This window comes from Bacillus sp. UNC125MFCrub1.1, from assembly GCF_000701305.1.
Taxonomy (GTDB): Bacteria; Bacillota; Bacilli; order Bacillales; family Bacillaceae; genus Bacillus; species Bacillus altitudinis.
On record NZ_JNIG01000010.1, the window covers coordinates 302,692 to 318,739 of the forward strand.

The following is a 16,048-nucleotide window of genomic DNA, read 5'->3' on the forward strand; positions in this document are numbered from 1 at the left end:
TTTTAAAAAACAAATGGTAAAATAGACAAATAATAAGAAGAGTCATAGGTGATTTTTATGATAAAAGTAGGTCTTGTCGATGATTACCGAGTGGATTTAGAAAAGCTGCATGCCATTGTCGGCAGAATGGATGCCGTTGACATCGTTTTTGTGACGCAGTCAGCGGAGGAGGCATATGAGAAGGTCAAACAGGGAGACATTGATCTATTGTTTGCAGACATTGAGATGCCTGGCATGTCAGGCTATGAATTAGCAGACCTTATTCACTCTCATGCACTGAATGTAGATGTTGTATTTGTGACGGGAAACAGTGGGTATGCTGTCCATGCCTTTGATTTGAATGTCCATGATTATATTATGAAGCCTTATCAAGCTGATCGAATCGCCAAATCCTTAGAGCGCTACATGTCCACCAAGCAGGAGAAAAGCATTCACGGACGGCTTCTCATCAAACAGCAATCAGATATTCATGTACTGCAAAAAAAGGATGTCATCTTTGTTGAACGTACTGGCAGGTCGACGACCATTGTCACAACAACAGGAGATATTCAAACATACCAAACTCTCAACGAGTTAAAAGGTGATTTAGCTGAGAAAGACTTTATCCGCTCCCACCGCTCGTTTATCATCAATATTCATTACATTAAGAACTTTTCGGCGTATGCCAAAAATTCATTTATCGTGTCTTTTGAAGGGACTGATAAAAAAGCCATGATGACGAAGCAGCAATTAGAATACTTTAAGAAATACTACTTTTAAGGAGAACGAACGTGAACGCTTTCTATCTTGGATTTCGCATATATACGCTCATCTGGCTGGGTCTTGCAGTTCATGCTGCTGCTAACGCTGTTCTGCCTTTGTCATCAAGCATGGTGTGGCTTCTGACCTTTTGCATCTTGTGCCTTTACACCTTTTTCATTTACAAAAGGTTTTGGCTAGGTATGAGTGGTTACGTGATATTAGGCGCTTTTGTGCTCATTACCTGCTCAGGCATTTCACTTTTTCTCACGCACGGAAATGGACTAAGCCATCTTTTAACTGTCATCATCATTTTGACAGCCGATCTCCTTTCCTTCAAGATAATGCAAACGGAGCAACGATTAAATGGACGGCTTCAAGAGCTGATTCATGCTGAGTCGAGAACCAATGACTTGCTGCTTGAGCTGCGAAGTAAACACCATGAAACAGCTAGACATTTAAATGCCTTTTCCGCATCGAATGACGAGCATGAGATCAAAGATTTGATTCAGCAATATGTGAAACATTTCCCTTGGATCAAAGGGGAAAATACTTATTTGGCCTCAACCCTTCATTCCTTTTTCCAGCGGGCTGAAAAAGAGGACATCGCCCTTTCACTAGATCTTCAAGCACCCTTTTCTTCTCTGCCTTTTTCTAAGGCGGATCAGGTGAGTTTTACTGGCAACCTGCTTGATAACGCATTAGACGCCGCCATTGAAGCGAAGCAAGCTGGGAACGAGGGAAGCATCTCGATCACGACTTCCATACGGAGCGGGCTCTTTTTGATTCATTGTGAAAACAGTACGAAGGGAATGGAAAAACACGTATTAGATCATCTGTTTAAGACGTTTGGCCGCTCGACAAAAGGCGGTGATCATCAAGGTATGGGTACTTATATCATTCATCAGCTTGTTGAAAAGGCAGACGGCACGCTTGATTTTACGTATCGTTCTCCAAACCTGAGGCTCGTGATCAAGATTCCTCTCACAATGGCATAAAAAAATAAGGTGCTGCTTGGCACCTTATTTTTTATATTATGAAAAGATCTGATCGATTTCGTTGATTTCTTCTTTTGTTAACTGAACATCGTTTGTTTTCAAGTTTTGTAAGACTTGCTCGGCTCGTTTTGCACCCGGAATTATGGCATCAATGCCATCCTGCGCCAATAGCCACGCCAGCGCTACATGAGCTGTTTCGGCATGTTTTGATTGCGCAATGGCCTTCAGCTTGTCTACTTTTTCGAGGTTTTGAAGGAAAGCATCGCCTTGGAAAAGCGGGTCCTTTGCTCGAATATCATCAAATGTCGCATCCTTTGTAAACTTCCCAGTCAACAGGCCTGACGCCAATGGAAAATAAGGGATAAAGGAAATCCCATGCTCCACGCAGTATGGGAGAAGGTCTTGCTCGGCCTGACGTTTCAGCAGAGAATACTCTGATTGAAGCACGTCTAGGTATCCATCTCGATTAAAGGTTTGAAGCTGTTCAAAATCAAGGTTTGATGCCCCAATTGCCCGGATTTTCCCCTCATCCTTCAATTCCTTTAAAGTACCGGCCACTTCATCCAGCGGCGTGCGGCCATCTGGGAAATGCATATAGTACAAATCAATATAATCGGTTTGGAGCCGCTTCAGGCTGTCTTCGACTTGCTGTCTTAAGAAATCTCGGCTATTATCCAGTTCAATTTGCCCGTTTACCTCTTTATGAGCCCCTTTTGTCGCAAGAACAAGTTCGTCTCTGCCGCCTCTTTTGGCAATGATCTCACCAATCAATTCTTCTGAACGGCCCAGCCCATAAATAAAAGCAGAATCTAAGAAATTGACACCATGATCAAGAGCTGTTTCTACCAGCTCCCGCCCTGCATCTTCACTCAGATTCGGGAATAAATTATGCCCGCCTACTGCATTTGTTCCAAGCCCTATCGGATTCACCTGTAAATCAGTTCGTCCAAGCGTTACTTTTTTCAAAAGCTCATCTCCCTTATCTGCTTAATCATCCTTATTTTCCCATGAATCATTTTCAACATTCAAGTATTCTGCTCTCTGAAAATCAATCTGGAGGTGGACGCTTTGAAAGAAAAAGATTCGTATGATGAAGATATACTTAAACGAAAAGACGTTCTTCACATGACCATTCAAATTGTGATCATCATCGTCATTCTACTTTTAAGGTCAGGCAAGGAAAAAGAAGTTCGTCCAATCAAACTTCTGATAGGTCCGATGATTTTATTAGCCGTTCTTTCTTATTCATTCATGCAGCATGTGCAAATCACTGCTACGGGCCTGCTCGTAATGGCAGCCTTTGTACTTGTAGGTTTTGCAATCGGGCTATGGAGAGGTACACTATATAAAGTAACATTTGATCGTCAGTCAGGGCGTATTACTGCCGCAAGCTCTCTCTCTGGAACCCTTTTTTTCATTGGGGTTATCCTGATACGTATGGCAGTTGGCTCATTTGTTCAAGACGGCGGTCATTCGCTGATGATCTTCGCAAATGGCCTGACATTACTGCCAGTCGGAAGCATGATTGGATTGCGGTTCATCCTTTTTAAAAAATATATGGCCCTCAAAGCATCTGCAGCCATTTAACTGACAGACAGGAGTTTTACACATGAATCTTCAGAAGCCACTCGAGCTTTTAGGTCAAATGAGACGAAAAGTAGTGTTAGGTCTTGTGTTGACGTATATGTATATTCAAATGTACGAGCCACTTTCTATAGGCGAATTGGTGTTTCGCACCTTCGCCTATTTGGTGTTTCTTCTTTGTCTTTTTCCAAAAAACAAGCTGGCACCTAAAAAGCAATTTTCCATGCTTTTCTTGATGTGGATACTGACACATCTCCTTTGGATCGTCACAGGACATCTGCAAGACAGTATCGGGCTCACCTTTTTTATGATTGGTTTTATTGCTTTTCGTTTTTCAGAGGCACATCATCCCTATTTATTCGGACTGATCTTTCTCACCAGTGGTGTAAGTTACTACGTGAATGGCCTTTCTTGGAGCATGGTCATCACCCTTCCATTATTCCAGCTGCTTGTGTATACCATTGTCTTGATCTCTAGAATGCGACGGCGGGAACAAGAATTAAAGGAAGAACACTTCGGAGAACTTCAGCTGGTTCACCGTGAATTGTCAGACGCACATGAGAAATTGAAACAGGCTCATATCGAACTGGAAGAAGCGACGGTTCAGTCATTGCAATTTGCTGTGCTGGAAGAGCGAAGCAGAATTGCACGGGATTTGCATGACAGCATCGGCCACCAATTAACGTCTATGATTGTGCAGCTTCAATCTCTGCCCTACCGCTTAAAACAAGAAAAACCTGAACAGATGGCTCAAACATTTGATGAACTGATCTCCATTTCTAAAAACTGTCTCACAGAGGTCCGTTCCGTTGTTCATCATATGGCGTCAGATGATGCAGGACTTGGTCTTGCAGGACTCCGCAGCTTAGTGAAACAAGGAGAAATGACTGGAGAGCTTGAGCTTCACTTTTATACCAATCAGCTCACATATAAAAAATGGCCGCTCACTATATCTGAACTGTTCTATCGTGTTTTGCAAGAAGCGATCACCAATACAATTCGGCATGCGCAAGCGACCACGATGAGTATTACATTATGTAATGATGATAAAGAGCTCATCATGCACATTGAAGATGATGGATATGTAAACGGCGGCAGCATATCATACGGGTTTGGCCTGTCAGGTATGAAAGCCCGCTGTGAGGCAGCAGGGGGAACTCTCAAGACCTCCATTCGTGATCCACATGGCTTCTCTATACTTGTTCAAATCCCAATCAAGGAGGATACCCTATCATGAAAAACCCTATTTCAATTGGCATAATTGATGATCAACCGCTGATTCGCCAAGGATTTCGTTATATTGCAAGTGCTCAAGAGGATATTGAGGTTATATGGGAAGCGGCAGACGGTCAGGAAGCAGTAGACCTTTGCGCTAGCCGCAAACCAGATGTCCTGCTGATGGATGTCCAAATGCCTAAAATGGATGGTATCACAGCAACAGAGCACATTTTAAGTCAGCAGCCTGATATCAAAGTTGTCATTCTGACGACCTTTGATACAGAAGAATATGTCTTTGACGGAATCCGTGCAGGAGCAGTCGGTTATTTACTAAAGGACACATCGCCGGAGGAATTAATTGAGGCCATTCGAACGGCTTTTGCTGGCGAATCTGTGTTTAAAACGGCAGCCTCCGAGCATATGATGGCCCAGGCCCTTCAACAGGCAAATGATCGGCACCACACTCATTTTCTTCAAGAATCTTTTACAGAACGGGAACGTGACGTTCTGCAGCAAATGGCTTACGGCTTAAAGAATGAAGACATTGCTGATCAGTTATTTATTAGTGTAAGTACGGTAAAAACGCATGTCCATCGCATTTTGCAGAAATTAAATGCACAAGATCGGACACAAGCTGTCGTCTTCGCTATTCGTCATCGCCTTGTGAAATGAAAAATACCTCCACTTCAAGAATTTTATACAAAAAACATTTAAAACCCATGATAAATAGATAAATTAATTCTTATTAACTAGTATATTTTACTTATTAAATTCCGTTTTTTATAGGTATTTGTGTAAAAATCTATCAAAGATAGGGAATACAACCTATTCCTCTTCACGAATGAAATTCGATAGAATGAATAGTGCAAATCGTCATTAGGAGATTTTCCCCTTTAACACCCGAATATACCATTCTATCTGTTTCTTTTTTCTCAGTCAGATAGCGGGAAGAAAATGACGAAAGAAAAGCAAAGGAGCATCAACTGTGAATCTTAAAAAAATAAGTGCACTCCTCATGATTTCATTCGTGATGATCATCTCTGCAGCCTGCCAGAGCTCAGCAAAATCAACAAAGGCTGACCAAAAATCAACAAAAACAGCAGAGGTAAAAGTGAATAGCTACGAATATACGTTACCAGAAGACTCAACAACTACCTTGCGAGACAATGAATTGGTGTTAAAAGTCAACCTGACGATCACCAACAAAGGTGACAAAGCCCTTTCACTATATAACTCTGATTTCACCCTTTATCAGGACGATGCCAAAGTCTCTGATTTAAAATTCTACGGCAGTAAAGACCGACTTGATCTAGGGTCATTGAACAAAGGGAAATCACTATCAGGAGCTCTTTATTTCCTAGTAGATAAAGGCAAAAAATATCAGTTCGTGTACCAAGATAGCATCAAGAAAAACAGCGATTCGATCGAAATTGAACTAGATGGCGAAAAGATACTGGATACAGCGAAAAAGCTAGATAACCCAGCAAAAGCACTATCTGCTTATACAGATCTCATTGTTTTTGACAAAAAGAATGATCAATTCTCAGAATTAACAGGTGACAATCAATCAGATGTCGTTAATAAATATCACGAAATGTTTGTAAAAGACTTTAAAAGAAGTGCAGGCATATATGGAAACGAAGTCAGTGACCGCGATATTTTATCCATGTACAAACGCATGCAAAATACAATGAAGGATAAAGCGAAAGTGGAAACAAGTGTGAAAACCATCTCAGATGACGAAGCGAAGGTTGTCGCTCAAGTAACCGGTATTGATGCTTCTAACTTAAAAGACAAACTAGACAAACAAAGAGATGAGTTTTACAACGGCAAAATCCGTTCGAAAGAAGAATTGTATAAGAAAAGCTTGAATATGTACGCATCTGAGTTTGAAAAGCTTCCTCCAGTCTCAAGCCCTGCTGAGTATGAAGTGAAAATGAAACGTAACGGAGATGGTCAGTGGAAAATTGACCTCAATGATTATAATACAGAGCAATACATGAGTGGTTTTATTAAAACAAGATGATGAAAAAAAGACGCTGGCTCCTTGAAAGGTGCCGCGTCTTTTTTCATGCTATGATACAGTCGTCTCTTGCTCTTCTTTGACCGCTTTTTCAATATCTTTAAATCGGCTCGATACAGTGGACGCACTAATACCATACTTTTTAGCAACTTGTGCTTGAGAAAGCGGGGCATCGCTTGCAAGTGAATGAATATAATATTCGATTCCCGCAGCAAATGACGCCACTTTACGGATCACAGGTGCTTTCTGATCACAGTAAGCTTTCCAAACTGTTAAAGCACCATCTGTCAGGCTTTGGTCACCGTGCTCTTTCATCCCGTCTTCAATCAGCTTGGCTGTTTCCAGCTGAACGTCACTAGCCCAGTCCATCCGATCTGCTGATAGTCCTACTGTACTTCCTTCTGTTTGAGCAGGCGCTTCTGTTTCTTCAACTTCTTGCTTCGCAAACATACACTTCAGCACTTCAGGGAAGGCTTCTCTCATAAATGTGCTGCGTGCTCCACCGTTTGCCTCATGTGCTTCAACGAGCTGGCGAACCTGAAGAAGAAGCGTATCAGTAAACTCTTTCGCAAACATCGTATATTGAATGAAAAACTCTGCTTTTTCTTCAAACTGAACAGGGAAACCTAGAACAAGACTACCTTTCTCTGGCAGCACAGTTTGATCCGGCTTCACATCAACTTCAACCTTCTCAGCTGTCACCATATTCTCAAAGTAAAGAGACTCGTCCGTTTTTTCATTTAATAAAAGCAAAGATGGCTCCATGTCTGTCCAAGATTCAACCACTTGTCTTGTTTTAGGACGGGTAATATCTTCTGCTTTTTTTGTCAGGAATTCTTGGAAGATGGTCTCTTTCTTATCTGTTAATGGGCGGAAGAAAATGCCCCATACACTCAAATGAAAGACTGAGATTTGTTGCGTTTCTTTATCCATATCTGCTAGGAAAGAAAACTCATTAATGAATTGATTGATCGCTCTCTGATGCTTAGAGAACGCATAATTCATTAAATCCTTTTGAACTTGTACAGCTTCCTTAAACACAAGCTCAGACGTTTGTTCTCCGCCTGACTTTTGACCACAGCAATGTTTATATTTTTTTCCGCTTCCGCATGGGCAGAGCGCATTTCGTTTAATTTTTCCCAAAATAAAACCTCCGACATTCTAGTCTAACCTCACTATTTTAACAAACGATTGCACAGGAGAGTTTTATTTTCAATAAAAAAGAAAAATCAGAATGATCAGATAAATAACAAAGACGTCTAAAAGAGCAAGGCGGCTCATAGTCAAAAGCACTCTGTCTCTGTTTATTTTCTCCAATCATTCCAATAGATTTCCCTCAGCTCATCCCTTCGAATAGCTGCTTTGCTTCAAAATAAAAGATTTGCACGAACTTTTTCGTATTGACTCTGCCTGTTGACCCTGCAGATGAAGAAGTCTTCTGCATTTCTTTCATTCTTTGGCTGACATCAGTGAAATCAAAAAACTTCGACGCATAGTGCTCAAATTTAGGGTTTGAAAAATCTGTGAGCCCTAGTGATGCGAAATGATTTAAGGAATGATGGATGGCTCGTCTAATTCGCTGCTCTGCTGCTTTCACTTCCCGCATCACTTCCACATCCGACGCACCACGACCAAGCTTTCGTTCCGCCGTTTTGATAAATAGCTGCTTTAATGGCGGAAAATTCACCTCATGAGAATTGGCTGTCTGCGTTTCATGTAAATAGATCAAGATCTCTAGTAAATCCTTAGAGCCACTCTCTCCGACAATTCCTAATTCAGATAGGAGGAATTCCCCTGCCTCTTTCATCGTTCTTCGCTTCGATCCAGTACCTGTCTCATGAGAAATCACCGGCTCTAAAGGCAGCACATGTCGAAGAGAAGCTTGAATATCGTAAATTGATTTTTCGAGCTTGATCCGCTCCATGACCTTTCGAATGACACTGACAATCTCAATTCGATTGACGGGTTTATGAATATAATATTCAATTCCAAGTTCATAGGCTTCTGCCATCATCTCTTTTGCTTCTACTTGAGATATCATGATGACCTTGCCTTTGAATTCAGGGTGAATATGACGTATGGTTTGAATGCCGTCTCTAGCTGGCATTAAAAGATCAATCAGAAGGATGTCTACTTTTTTCAGGTTCAATGAATGCGCTTCTAATCCAATGCCGTCATCAGCTTCATCCACGACCTCTCCTAGATCCTCATCCTCAATGATCTGACCTAAAATCGAGCGTATTGCACGATCATCATCTGCAATGAAAAATCGCATACACTCACCCTCTCTGTATTAAATTTTTTATCGGAAGGACAAGCTGAAAAGCTGTTCCCTTCGTTTCTTTCTGCTCAATCTGGATTTGACCGTCCAGCTCTTGAACCAGCTCTCTCACATAGGATAAGCCAATCCCAGTTGACGGTGTTCCATATGCATCAAATTTTGAAGTATATCCAGGATCAAATACAATCTCTCTCAATTTCTCAGGAATACCCGGTCCATCATCCTCAACCCGAATCTCTATTTTATCATGACTCCCTTTTAATACGAGTGAGATGGCTCCATCATCCTTGATTGCTTCAACTGCATTTGCCATTAAATTATTAATCAGCGATAAGAAAATGAACACATGATACTCATGCAAGTGAATGCCTTTTATATCAGATGTAAAGGAAATGTTCTTCCCGAGAGATAGCGCATATTTCTCTTGAATGCGAATCACGATTTGAACAAGATCCTCTGCCCTCATATAATCTTGCATATTCTCCTTGGAAATTAGCTTTGAAAGCCCAGCGTAAATACGCTGATTGTCCTTTTTGACTTCATGTATTTCCCCTGCAAGCTTGAGCAGCTCCTGACTCACTTTCTTTCCTGCCTCATGTTCATTCAGCAGACGATAGAGCCGATAGGATTCTTGCGTTATGTGCTCTGTATGATTTAACGTTTTCTTTAAATGAACTGTTTCCTCATATAGATTTGAAATGACCATCATCATATGCTCATTTTGCTTCATGATTTGTTTCTCTCTTGATTGTGCCTCATACAGCCTCATCATATTAAAAAAGCTGATGACCACGAAGCTGTGAGCAAATGCAATGAGGATCATATCACTCAGCTTTGAGAAAGTCATGGTTGTATCAAACACTAAAAATTGTACAAACAGCTCAACAAAATCAGCCAGCAGTTCAATCATCAGTCCGATCAGCCCAATAAAAATGGAACGTTGCTTGAAACGTCCTGTACGGACAACAAAGAAAAGAAAAGCATAAGTAAAGTAAAAAAAGAAGCTCGGAAACTGCTGATAAAATGACAGAGCCAGATCAGCTTTTTGCTGAATAAGATCTAAACCTACCCGAAATAGAACAATGGCTGCGCCTGTTAAAAACCCTGGCAGCAATGGTCTTGATTTTCTTAAAAGTAATAAGCAAAAGAAAAACGCAGGTGCCCCAAAACTAATGCGAAATGTTTCATTCACAGGATAAAACTTCAGCTCTCCCGCAAGCGGCACAATGACGATCATAAAAATCAAAATAAATGCGTCTTTTTTGACAAGCTGGTTTAAACTCAAATGACTGACATCCCTTCCCCTGTTTACATAGCCACAGTATACAAGGAGACTCTTTGCTTCACAATGAGCAAAAAAATTATTTTCACGGCTTCTTCTCTCTTCAAAATCATTTTTTATGACTATTCTCCGAGGAGGCATGGTGACCTTTCAGCTATTCTACGATTTGGAAATTGTCTACAATAATGGGAATTGTTTAGACAATTGCATGCAGACTGATTTTTATTTGTAAGTTTTTCTGTAGATTTTCGTCAGATTGTGTAGTTTCCAAGATAAATTGAATGAACAATTTTAGTGAAACTATATGTAAGCGTTTTCTGATTTTTCACTAAAAACCCTTTTTGTTGTTTCGCCGCCAAAGCCTTCATTTGAACATATATTTAGGTGTAAAGGAGTGGTACAAGCAGCGCATGACAAGTTCTTTGAAGATGTGTAACATGTTTTCGTGCCTATTTGATCGCATTTTTTGTCATCCGCCAATTCAATAGGGTACTTTTTGATTTTTGATTGGAGGAATCGTATGAAAACAGCAATTTCTAATAATACACAACACGCATGCCAGTCTTCTGTTGATCAATGGGCAGAAGAAATACGTCCGTATTACAAAAACGGGCAGAACGCTGGCTACATTCCAGCACTCGGAAAAGTAAATTCCTCTCAACTTGGTATCAGCGTGATAGGCCCAGATGGATCATCTGTACGTTATGGTGATTGGGACGTTCCCTTTACCCTGCAAAGTATCTCAAAAGTCATCAGCTTTATAGCTGCCTGTTTAGGAAGAGGCGTTCCGTACGTCTTGGATCGGGTAGATGTAGAGCCAACTGGTGATGCATTTAATTCCATCTACCGCCTTGAGATGCATAAACCAGGGAAGCCCTTTAATCCAATGATTAATGCTGGAGCTATTACCGTATCCTCCATCCTTCCTGGAAAGACTTCTACAGAAAAGCTAGCATATATTTTCGATTTAATCGAAAACTTAATAGGTAAGCGTCCTTCTGTTAATGAAGAGGTTTATCAATCAGAATGGGCAACTGCACACCGCAACCGGGCACTTGCTTATTATTTAAAAGAAACCAATTACTTAGAATCAGATGTCGAGGACACGTTAGAAGTGTATTTAAAGCAATGTTCCATTGAGGTCACAACAGAGGACATCGCCTTGATTGGACTGATTATTTCAAGTGATGGCTTCCATCCCTTTAAACAAGTCCAAGTCATCCCAAAAGATATCGCAAGACTAACAAAGGCATTGATGCTGACATGCGGCATGTACAATGCGTCTGGTAATTTTGCTGCTTTCGTAGGCGTTCCAGCCAAAAGTGGTGTGTCTGGAGGAATCATGGCTTGCGTTCCGCCAAGCGCAAGAAGAGAATTCCCATTTCAGACAGGCTGCGGTATCGGCATTTATGGTCCTGCCATTGACGATTGTGGAAATAGTATTACCGGTGTCATGATGCTGAAGAAACTCGCCAAAGAGTGGGATCTCAGTATTTTTTAAAGAGAACAGTGATGAAATCGAAGAGGTGATGTTATGAACGAAAAAGCTTTGCTATCTTATTTAACAACTACAAATGATTTTATTTGGACTTATCTAATCATTGCTCTGTTACTTGGAGTAGGGGTCTACTTCACATATAGATCACGCTTCCTGCAAGTCAGAATGCTGAAAGAAATGCTGCGTGTTCTAAAAGAAGGAAGAAAAGAAAAAGAGGGAATCTCACCGTTCCAAGCATTTGCCATCAGTATGGCAGCACGTGTCGGAACAGGGAATATCACAGGGATTGCCATCGCTATTGCGATCGGTGGACCTGGCGCAATCTTCTGGATGTGGATCGTAGCGATTATCGGTTCTGCTTCAAGCTTTGTTGAAAGTACACTAGCTCAGGTGTATAAAGTAAAAGATAAAACAGGATTCCGCGGTGGACCTGCTTATTACATGGAAAAAGGATTAAATAAGCGCTGGATGGGGATTTTATTTGCCATCCTGATCACGATCTCTTTTGGGATTGTCTTTAACGCCGTGCAATCAAATACAATCACCGTCGCTTTTAAAAACTCTTTTGGCCTAGATCGTTTAACTGTCGGAATCGTTATGGCTGTTATTTTTGCGTTCATTATTTTCAAAGGGATCAAAGCGATTGCAAAAGCATCTGAATATATTGTCGTTTTTCTTGCCGTTGCTTACATCGGGATTGCTTTCTTTGTGATTATCACAAATATCACTGAACTACCAGGTGTCATCAGTACGATTGTGAAGCACGCTTTCGGATTTGAACAGTTTGCCGGCGGTACATTAGGTGGAGCATTGTTACAAGGCATTAAACGCGGTCTCTTCTCAAACGAAGCCGGTATGGGTAGTGCCCCTAACGCAGCAGCAACTGCTGTCACGAGCCACCCCGTCAAACAAGGGTTAATCCAAGCATTTGGTGTGTTAACAGATACGTTAATTATTTGTACAAGCACAGCCTTTCTTGTTCTGTTCTCTGATGCGTATAAAACAACCAATCTGGAAGGAATTGAGCTAACTCAGGCTTCATTAAGCCAGCACATTGGCCCTTGGGCTTCTGGATTCCTGGCGATCATGATTTTCTTATTCGCTTTTAGTACGTTAATTGGTAACTATTACTATGGTGAAACGAACATTGAGTTCTTGGGAGCGAATAAAATTTGGCTCAACATCTATCGTGTTGCTGTCATTGGCATGGTTCTTTTCGGAGCTGTTGCGACTGTTCCTCTCGTTTGGGGTCTAGCCGACTTATTCATGGGTCTCATGGTCATCGTCAACCTCATTGCCATTACCATGTTGTCCAAAGTCGCCTTTGCAGCACTGAAGGATTACATGAGACAGAAAAAAGAAGGCAAAGATCCTGTTTTCTATAAAAACGCTGTTCCAAACAATGAAGAGATTGAATGCTGGGACGACGAACCTGTTTCCTTGAAAAAGAATCAAATCGGATAAAACAAATAAGCTCTGGTCATATGATCAGAGCTTATTTCTTTATGTTAAAAATTCGAGTATGAGCTTATTCACGACATCTGGCTTTTCATGATTGATCCAATGGGTGGCATCATCGACAAAAATCAGCTGTCCATTTGGGCAAATTTTGATCGTTTCTTTTGCGAGCTTTCTGCTTAGAAACTTGTCCTCCATTCCCCAAATCATTCGGACAGGCACGAGAATTCGTTTGGAAATCGGTTTTTCAAAGCCGCCTTTTTTAATCGCTCTATACCAATTCAACATGGACGTAATGGCTCCAGGCTGCGTCCATGCCAACTTATAGCTTGAGACATCTTCTTTTGTAAACAAATGAGGTCTAGCAGATAGTCCAATGGCTTCATCCAGTCTTTGAAAGTGATTTTCTTGAAGGGCTGCCTCTGGTACATTTGGAAGCTGAAAGAATGCGATATAAGAGCTCTTCTTCCACTGCGGCGGATAAAACGGAAGGACCTTCATCATCACACGAGGATGCGGCATGTTGACGATGATTAATTTTTCTACATATTGAGAACGGGTTGAAGCAAGATGCCAAGCAACAGCTCCGCCCCAATCATGTCCGCCGACAATAGCCTTTTGATTTGGGCTCAGCGCCTTAATTAATCCCACGATATCATCTCTTAATTTGTCTAAGACGTATGATTCGACTCCTTCTGGTTTGTCACTCAGATGGTATCCCCTTTGATCAGGAACAACGACACGATACCCTGCCTCAGCCAGGGGGCGGATTTGATTTTTCCAACCATACCAAAACTCAGGAAATCCATGCAGCAGCACCAGCAGTGGGCCATCTTCAGGACCAGCCATTGCCGTATGGAGCTTTATGCCGTTTGTTTGAATATATTGAAACTCAACTTGATCCATTCCTTTTCCACCCTTTCCCCATGTCTTATCATTCTTCCAACATAGCATATTTTCCATTTTTCAGAAAATAAAAACACTCACAAAAAAACCTTCACAAGGGTGAAGGTCTCAAATTACTGACAACGAATGCGAGGGTTTGTCTTCACCTCAAAACGTCTTTATTTCATATAATTCAGCACCCATATCAGACCATTCTTCCGATCTTGTACTTGTCCATGAAGTGCGCCAAAAAACGTATCCTGTAATTCCACAAGGACATCTCCGTCAGCTTCAAGCGCCTCGTATACAGCCTTTAACTCTTCCTCATTGTCAAACTGCATGATCAATCGAAGATTCTCTGGTTTTGGTGTGCGGCCAAATGTATCTGAAAAGTGGAGCAGTGATTCTCCAAGGTGTAGCTCAGCATGCAATACACGGTCTTGATGTTCATTTAAGATACGAATATCTCCGCCAAAAATTCCTTGATAATATTGAAGAGATTCTTTGACGTCTTCTACGACAATATAAGGACTAACGCTGATCATTTCCCTCATCCTCCTCTTATTCCGTTCATTATCTCTTATATAGCTTATCCCAAATCGTATGAAAAAAGGCACAAATCGTCAACGGATTTGCACCTTTTTCTCAAGCAGATTTCGCTAATTCACTGTGTTTGTTAGAATACGCTGCATACATGACGACACCGATCATCAGCCAAACCCCGAAATACAGCCATGTCCGGCCTGGTAAATTGAGCATCAGGAACACACAACAGCCCATCGAGATAATTGGCAAAACCGGTACAAACGGAACCCGGAATCCCCTTTCCAGCTGTTTATGTGTCTTTCTCAAAATGAGTACGGATAAGCTCACCATCGCAAACGTTAATAATGCACCGATATTGGCTAGGTTGGACAGATCCTTCAAATCAATAAACCCTGAAATAACAGCTGTCATCCCGCCAATCACCCATATACTGGCAACAGGTGTATCACTTTTGTTTGTTTTTGAAAACACTTTAGGCAAGAGCCCGTCCCGCCCCATCGCAAAAGCAATTCGAGTTGCCGCATAATTATTGGCGAAAATCACAGCCATCAATCCAATCACAGCACCGACAGAAATAATACCAGCCACGCTATGTTGATGGACACTTTGCAATACATAAGACATTGCCTCTGTCACATTCAACTTCGTATAGTGCACCATACCTGTCATGACCAAACAAACGACAATATAAATGATCGTACAAATGAGCAATGAACCAATAATGCCAATTGGCAGGTTCCGCTGTGGATTTTTCACCTCTTCTGCAGAAGCCGAAATGGCATCGAATCCTAAAAAGGCAAAAAACACAGCAGCGGCTCCAGCAATAATCCCTTCCGTACCAAACGGCATGAACGGCTGCCAATTGGCTGGCTCTACATAAAAACCACCTACTACAATGAAAAGAACAATAATGCCAAGTTTCACAAATACCATGATATTATTGAATTTTTTACTTTCTTTCGTTCCTCTAGATAGGATCCACGCAATGAGTAAAGCAATGATAATTGCTGGCAAATTCATATATCCGCCTTGTTCTGGACCAGCTAAAAATTGATGTGGAATTGAGATTCCAAACCCCTCCAGCAGGCTGTTAAAATAACTCGACCAGCCACTCGCTACAGCTGAAGCAGTCAGCATATAAACAGATAATAACGTCCATCCCATGAGATGACCTACGAGCTCACCCATTGTGGTATATGAATAAATGTACGCACTGCCGAACACAGGCAGCGCGGAAGCCATTTCTGCATAACAAAGTGCTGCTAAACTGCACACAATCGCTGCGATCGCAAAGGAGAAAATAACAGCCGGTCCTGCATCCTTAGCTGCTGTAATTCCGGTTAACACCATGACCCCCGTCCCAATCACAGCCCCTATGCCAAGGAGCGTGAGATCGAGCCCGCCCAGTGTTTTTTTTACCTTTTGCTGTCTGCTCTGTTCTAACAAATCGTGAATGTGTTTCTTACGAAGTATATGTCGCAAACCCTTTCCCTCCAAAACGTTAGAAAAACAAAAAAATCATTCAAATTTCATTATA

The 16,048-nt window shown here is 41.5% G+C and carries 15 protein-coding genes; 8 read left to right on the forward strand and 7 right to left on the reverse strand.

Translation table 11 applies throughout. The features are described 5' to 3' along the window. The first annotated feature begins 57 nt into the window (after nt 1–57). On the forward strand, nt 58–759 hold the full coding sequence (locus N521_RS06670) for a LytR/AlgR family response regulator transcription factor (RefSeq protein WP_017358602.1): 702 nt from the start codon (nt 58–60) through the stop codon (nt 757–759). Nucleotides 760–770: 11 nt separating this feature from the next. Beyond that, on the forward strand, nt 771–1,736 hold the full coding sequence (locus N521_RS06675) for a sensor histidine kinase (protein ID WP_035390554.1): 966 nt from the start codon (nt 771–773) through the stop codon (nt 1,734–1,736). Between the two features lie 36 nt (nt 1,737–1,772). On the opposite strand, the gene N521_RS06680 is transcribed toward N521_RS06675, so the two are convergent. Next, nucleotides 1,773–2,702 carry an aldo/keto reductase gene (locus N521_RS06680; RefSeq protein WP_007498377.1) on the reverse strand — a complete coding sequence of 310 codons (930 nt, stop codon included), beginning with the start codon at nt 2,700–2,702 and terminating at the stop codon, nt 1,773–1,775. A 93-nt stretch (nt 2,703–2,795) separates the two neighbouring features. Between N521_RS06680 and N521_RS06685 the strand changes: the two genes are divergently transcribed. From N521_RS06685 to N521_RS06700, 4 genes are all read left to right on the forward strand, one after another. Further along, a complete protein-coding gene (locus N521_RS06685; protein WP_231493299.1) occupies nt 2,796–3,323 on the forward strand; it encodes a CcdC protein domain-containing protein in 528 nt (175 codons plus the stop codon). A 22-nt stretch (nt 3,324–3,345) separates the two neighbouring features. Beyond that, on the forward strand, nt 3,346–4,557 hold the full coding sequence (locus tag N521_RS06690) for a sensor histidine kinase (protein ID WP_035390558.1): 1,212 nt from the start codon (nt 3,346–3,348) through the stop codon (nt 4,555–4,557). Then, nucleotides 4,554–5,210, forward strand: coding sequence for a response regulator transcription factor (locus N521_RS06695; protein ID WP_007498386.1), 657 nt, complete (start codon nt 4,554–4,556; stop codon nt 5,208–5,210). Before N521_RS06690 ends, N521_RS06695 begins: the two co-directional genes overlap by 4 nt. 313 nt (nt 5,211–5,523) lie before the next feature. Continuing rightward, nucleotides 5,524–6,564 (forward strand): DUF4352 domain-containing protein, encoded by a 1,041-nt coding sequence (locus N521_RS06700; protein WP_008342147.1) that lies wholly within the window; start codon nt 5,524–5,526, stop codon nt 6,562–6,564. Nucleotides 6,565–6,612: 48 nt separating this feature from the next. Here the strand turns inward: N521_RS06700 and N521_RS06705 are convergent, their stop codons facing one another. From N521_RS06705 to N521_RS06715, 3 genes are all read right to left on the reverse strand, one after another. Next, complete coding sequence (locus tag N521_RS06705; protein WP_035390561.1) at nt 6,613–7,704, reverse strand: SEC-C metal-binding domain-containing protein; 1,092 nt, start codon at nt 7,702–7,704, stop codon at nt 6,613–6,615. A gap of 193 nt (nt 7,705–7,897) precedes the next feature. Continuing rightward, nucleotides 7,898–8,836 carry a response regulator gene (locus N521_RS06710; protein WP_017358606.1) on the reverse strand — a complete coding sequence of 313 codons (939 nt, stop codon included), beginning with the start codon at nt 8,834–8,836 and terminating at the stop codon, nt 7,898–7,900. Nucleotides 8,837–8,840: 4 nt separating this feature from the next. Beyond that, nucleotides 8,841–10,127: an ATP-binding protein gene (locus N521_RS06715; protein WP_017358607.1), complete on the reverse strand. Its 1,287-nt coding sequence runs from the start codon at nt 10,125–10,127 to the stop codon at nt 8,841–8,843. A 517-nt stretch (nt 10,128–10,644) separates the two neighbouring features. On the opposite strand from N521_RS06715, the gene N521_RS06720 reads away from it, so the two are divergent. Together N521_RS06720 and N521_RS06725 are read left to right on the forward strand one after the other, a co-directional pair. Continuing rightward, nucleotides 10,645–11,625 (forward strand): glutaminase, encoded by a 981-nt coding sequence (locus N521_RS06720; protein ID WP_051632373.1) that lies wholly within the window; start codon nt 10,645–10,647, stop codon nt 11,623–11,625. Nucleotides 11,626–11,658: 33 nt separating this feature from the next. Then, entirely contained in the window at nt 11,659–13,086 is a 1,428-nt protein-coding gene (locus N521_RS06725; RefSeq protein ID WP_017358609.1) for an alanine/glycine:cation symporter family protein, read from the forward strand. A gap of 39 nt (nt 13,087–13,125) precedes the next feature. On the opposite strand, the gene N521_RS06730 is transcribed toward N521_RS06725, so the two are convergent. From N521_RS06730 to N521_RS06740, 3 genes are all read right to left on the reverse strand, one after another. After that, complete coding sequence (locus tag N521_RS06730) at nt 13,126–13,986, reverse strand: alpha/beta fold hydrolase (RefSeq protein ID WP_035390563.1); 861 nt, start codon at nt 13,984–13,986, stop codon at nt 13,126–13,128. Between the two features lie 158 nt (nt 13,987–14,144). Next, nucleotides 14,145–14,510 (reverse strand): VOC family protein, encoded by a 366-nt coding sequence (locus N521_RS06735; protein WP_008342155.1) that lies wholly within the window; start codon nt 14,508–14,510, stop codon nt 14,145–14,147. Nucleotides 14,511–14,610: 100 nt separating this feature from the next. Beyond that, nucleotides 14,611–15,993 (reverse strand): amino acid permease, encoded by a 1,383-nt coding sequence (locus N521_RS06740; protein ID WP_017358611.1) that lies wholly within the window; start codon nt 15,991–15,993, stop codon nt 14,611–14,613. Nucleotides 15,994–16,048 lie beyond the last annotated feature (55 nt).

Coding starts and splice junctions, on each gene's coding strand:
- N521_RS06670 (WP_017358602.1), top strand. CDS start 58: ATGATAAAAGTAGGTCTTGTCGATGATTACCGAGTGGATTTAGAAAAG.
- N521_RS06690 (WP_035390558.1), top strand. CDS start 3,346: ATGAATCTTCAGAAGCCACTCGAGCTTTTAGGTCAAATGAGACGAAAA.
- N521_RS06695 (WP_007498386.1), top strand. CDS start 4,554: ATGAAAAACCCTATTTCAATTGGCATAATTGATGATCAACCGCTGATT.
- N521_RS06710 (WP_017358606.1), bottom strand. CDS start 8,836: ATGCGATTTTTCATTGCAGATGATGATCGTGCAATACGCTCGATTTTA.
- N521_RS06720 (WP_051632373.1), top strand. CDS start 10,645: ATGAAAACAGCAATTTCTAATAATACACAACACGCATGCCAGTCTTCT.
- N521_RS06725 (WP_017358609.1), top strand. CDS start 11,659: ATGAACGAAAAAGCTTTGCTATCTTATTTAACAACTACAAATGATTTT.
- N521_RS06730 (WP_035390563.1), bottom strand. CDS start 13,986: ATGGATCAAGTTGAGTTTCAATATATTCAAACAAACGGCATAAAGCTC.
- N521_RS06735 (WP_008342155.1), bottom strand. CDS start 14,510: ATGATCAGCGTTAGTCCTTATATTGTCGTAGAAGACGTCAAAGAATCT.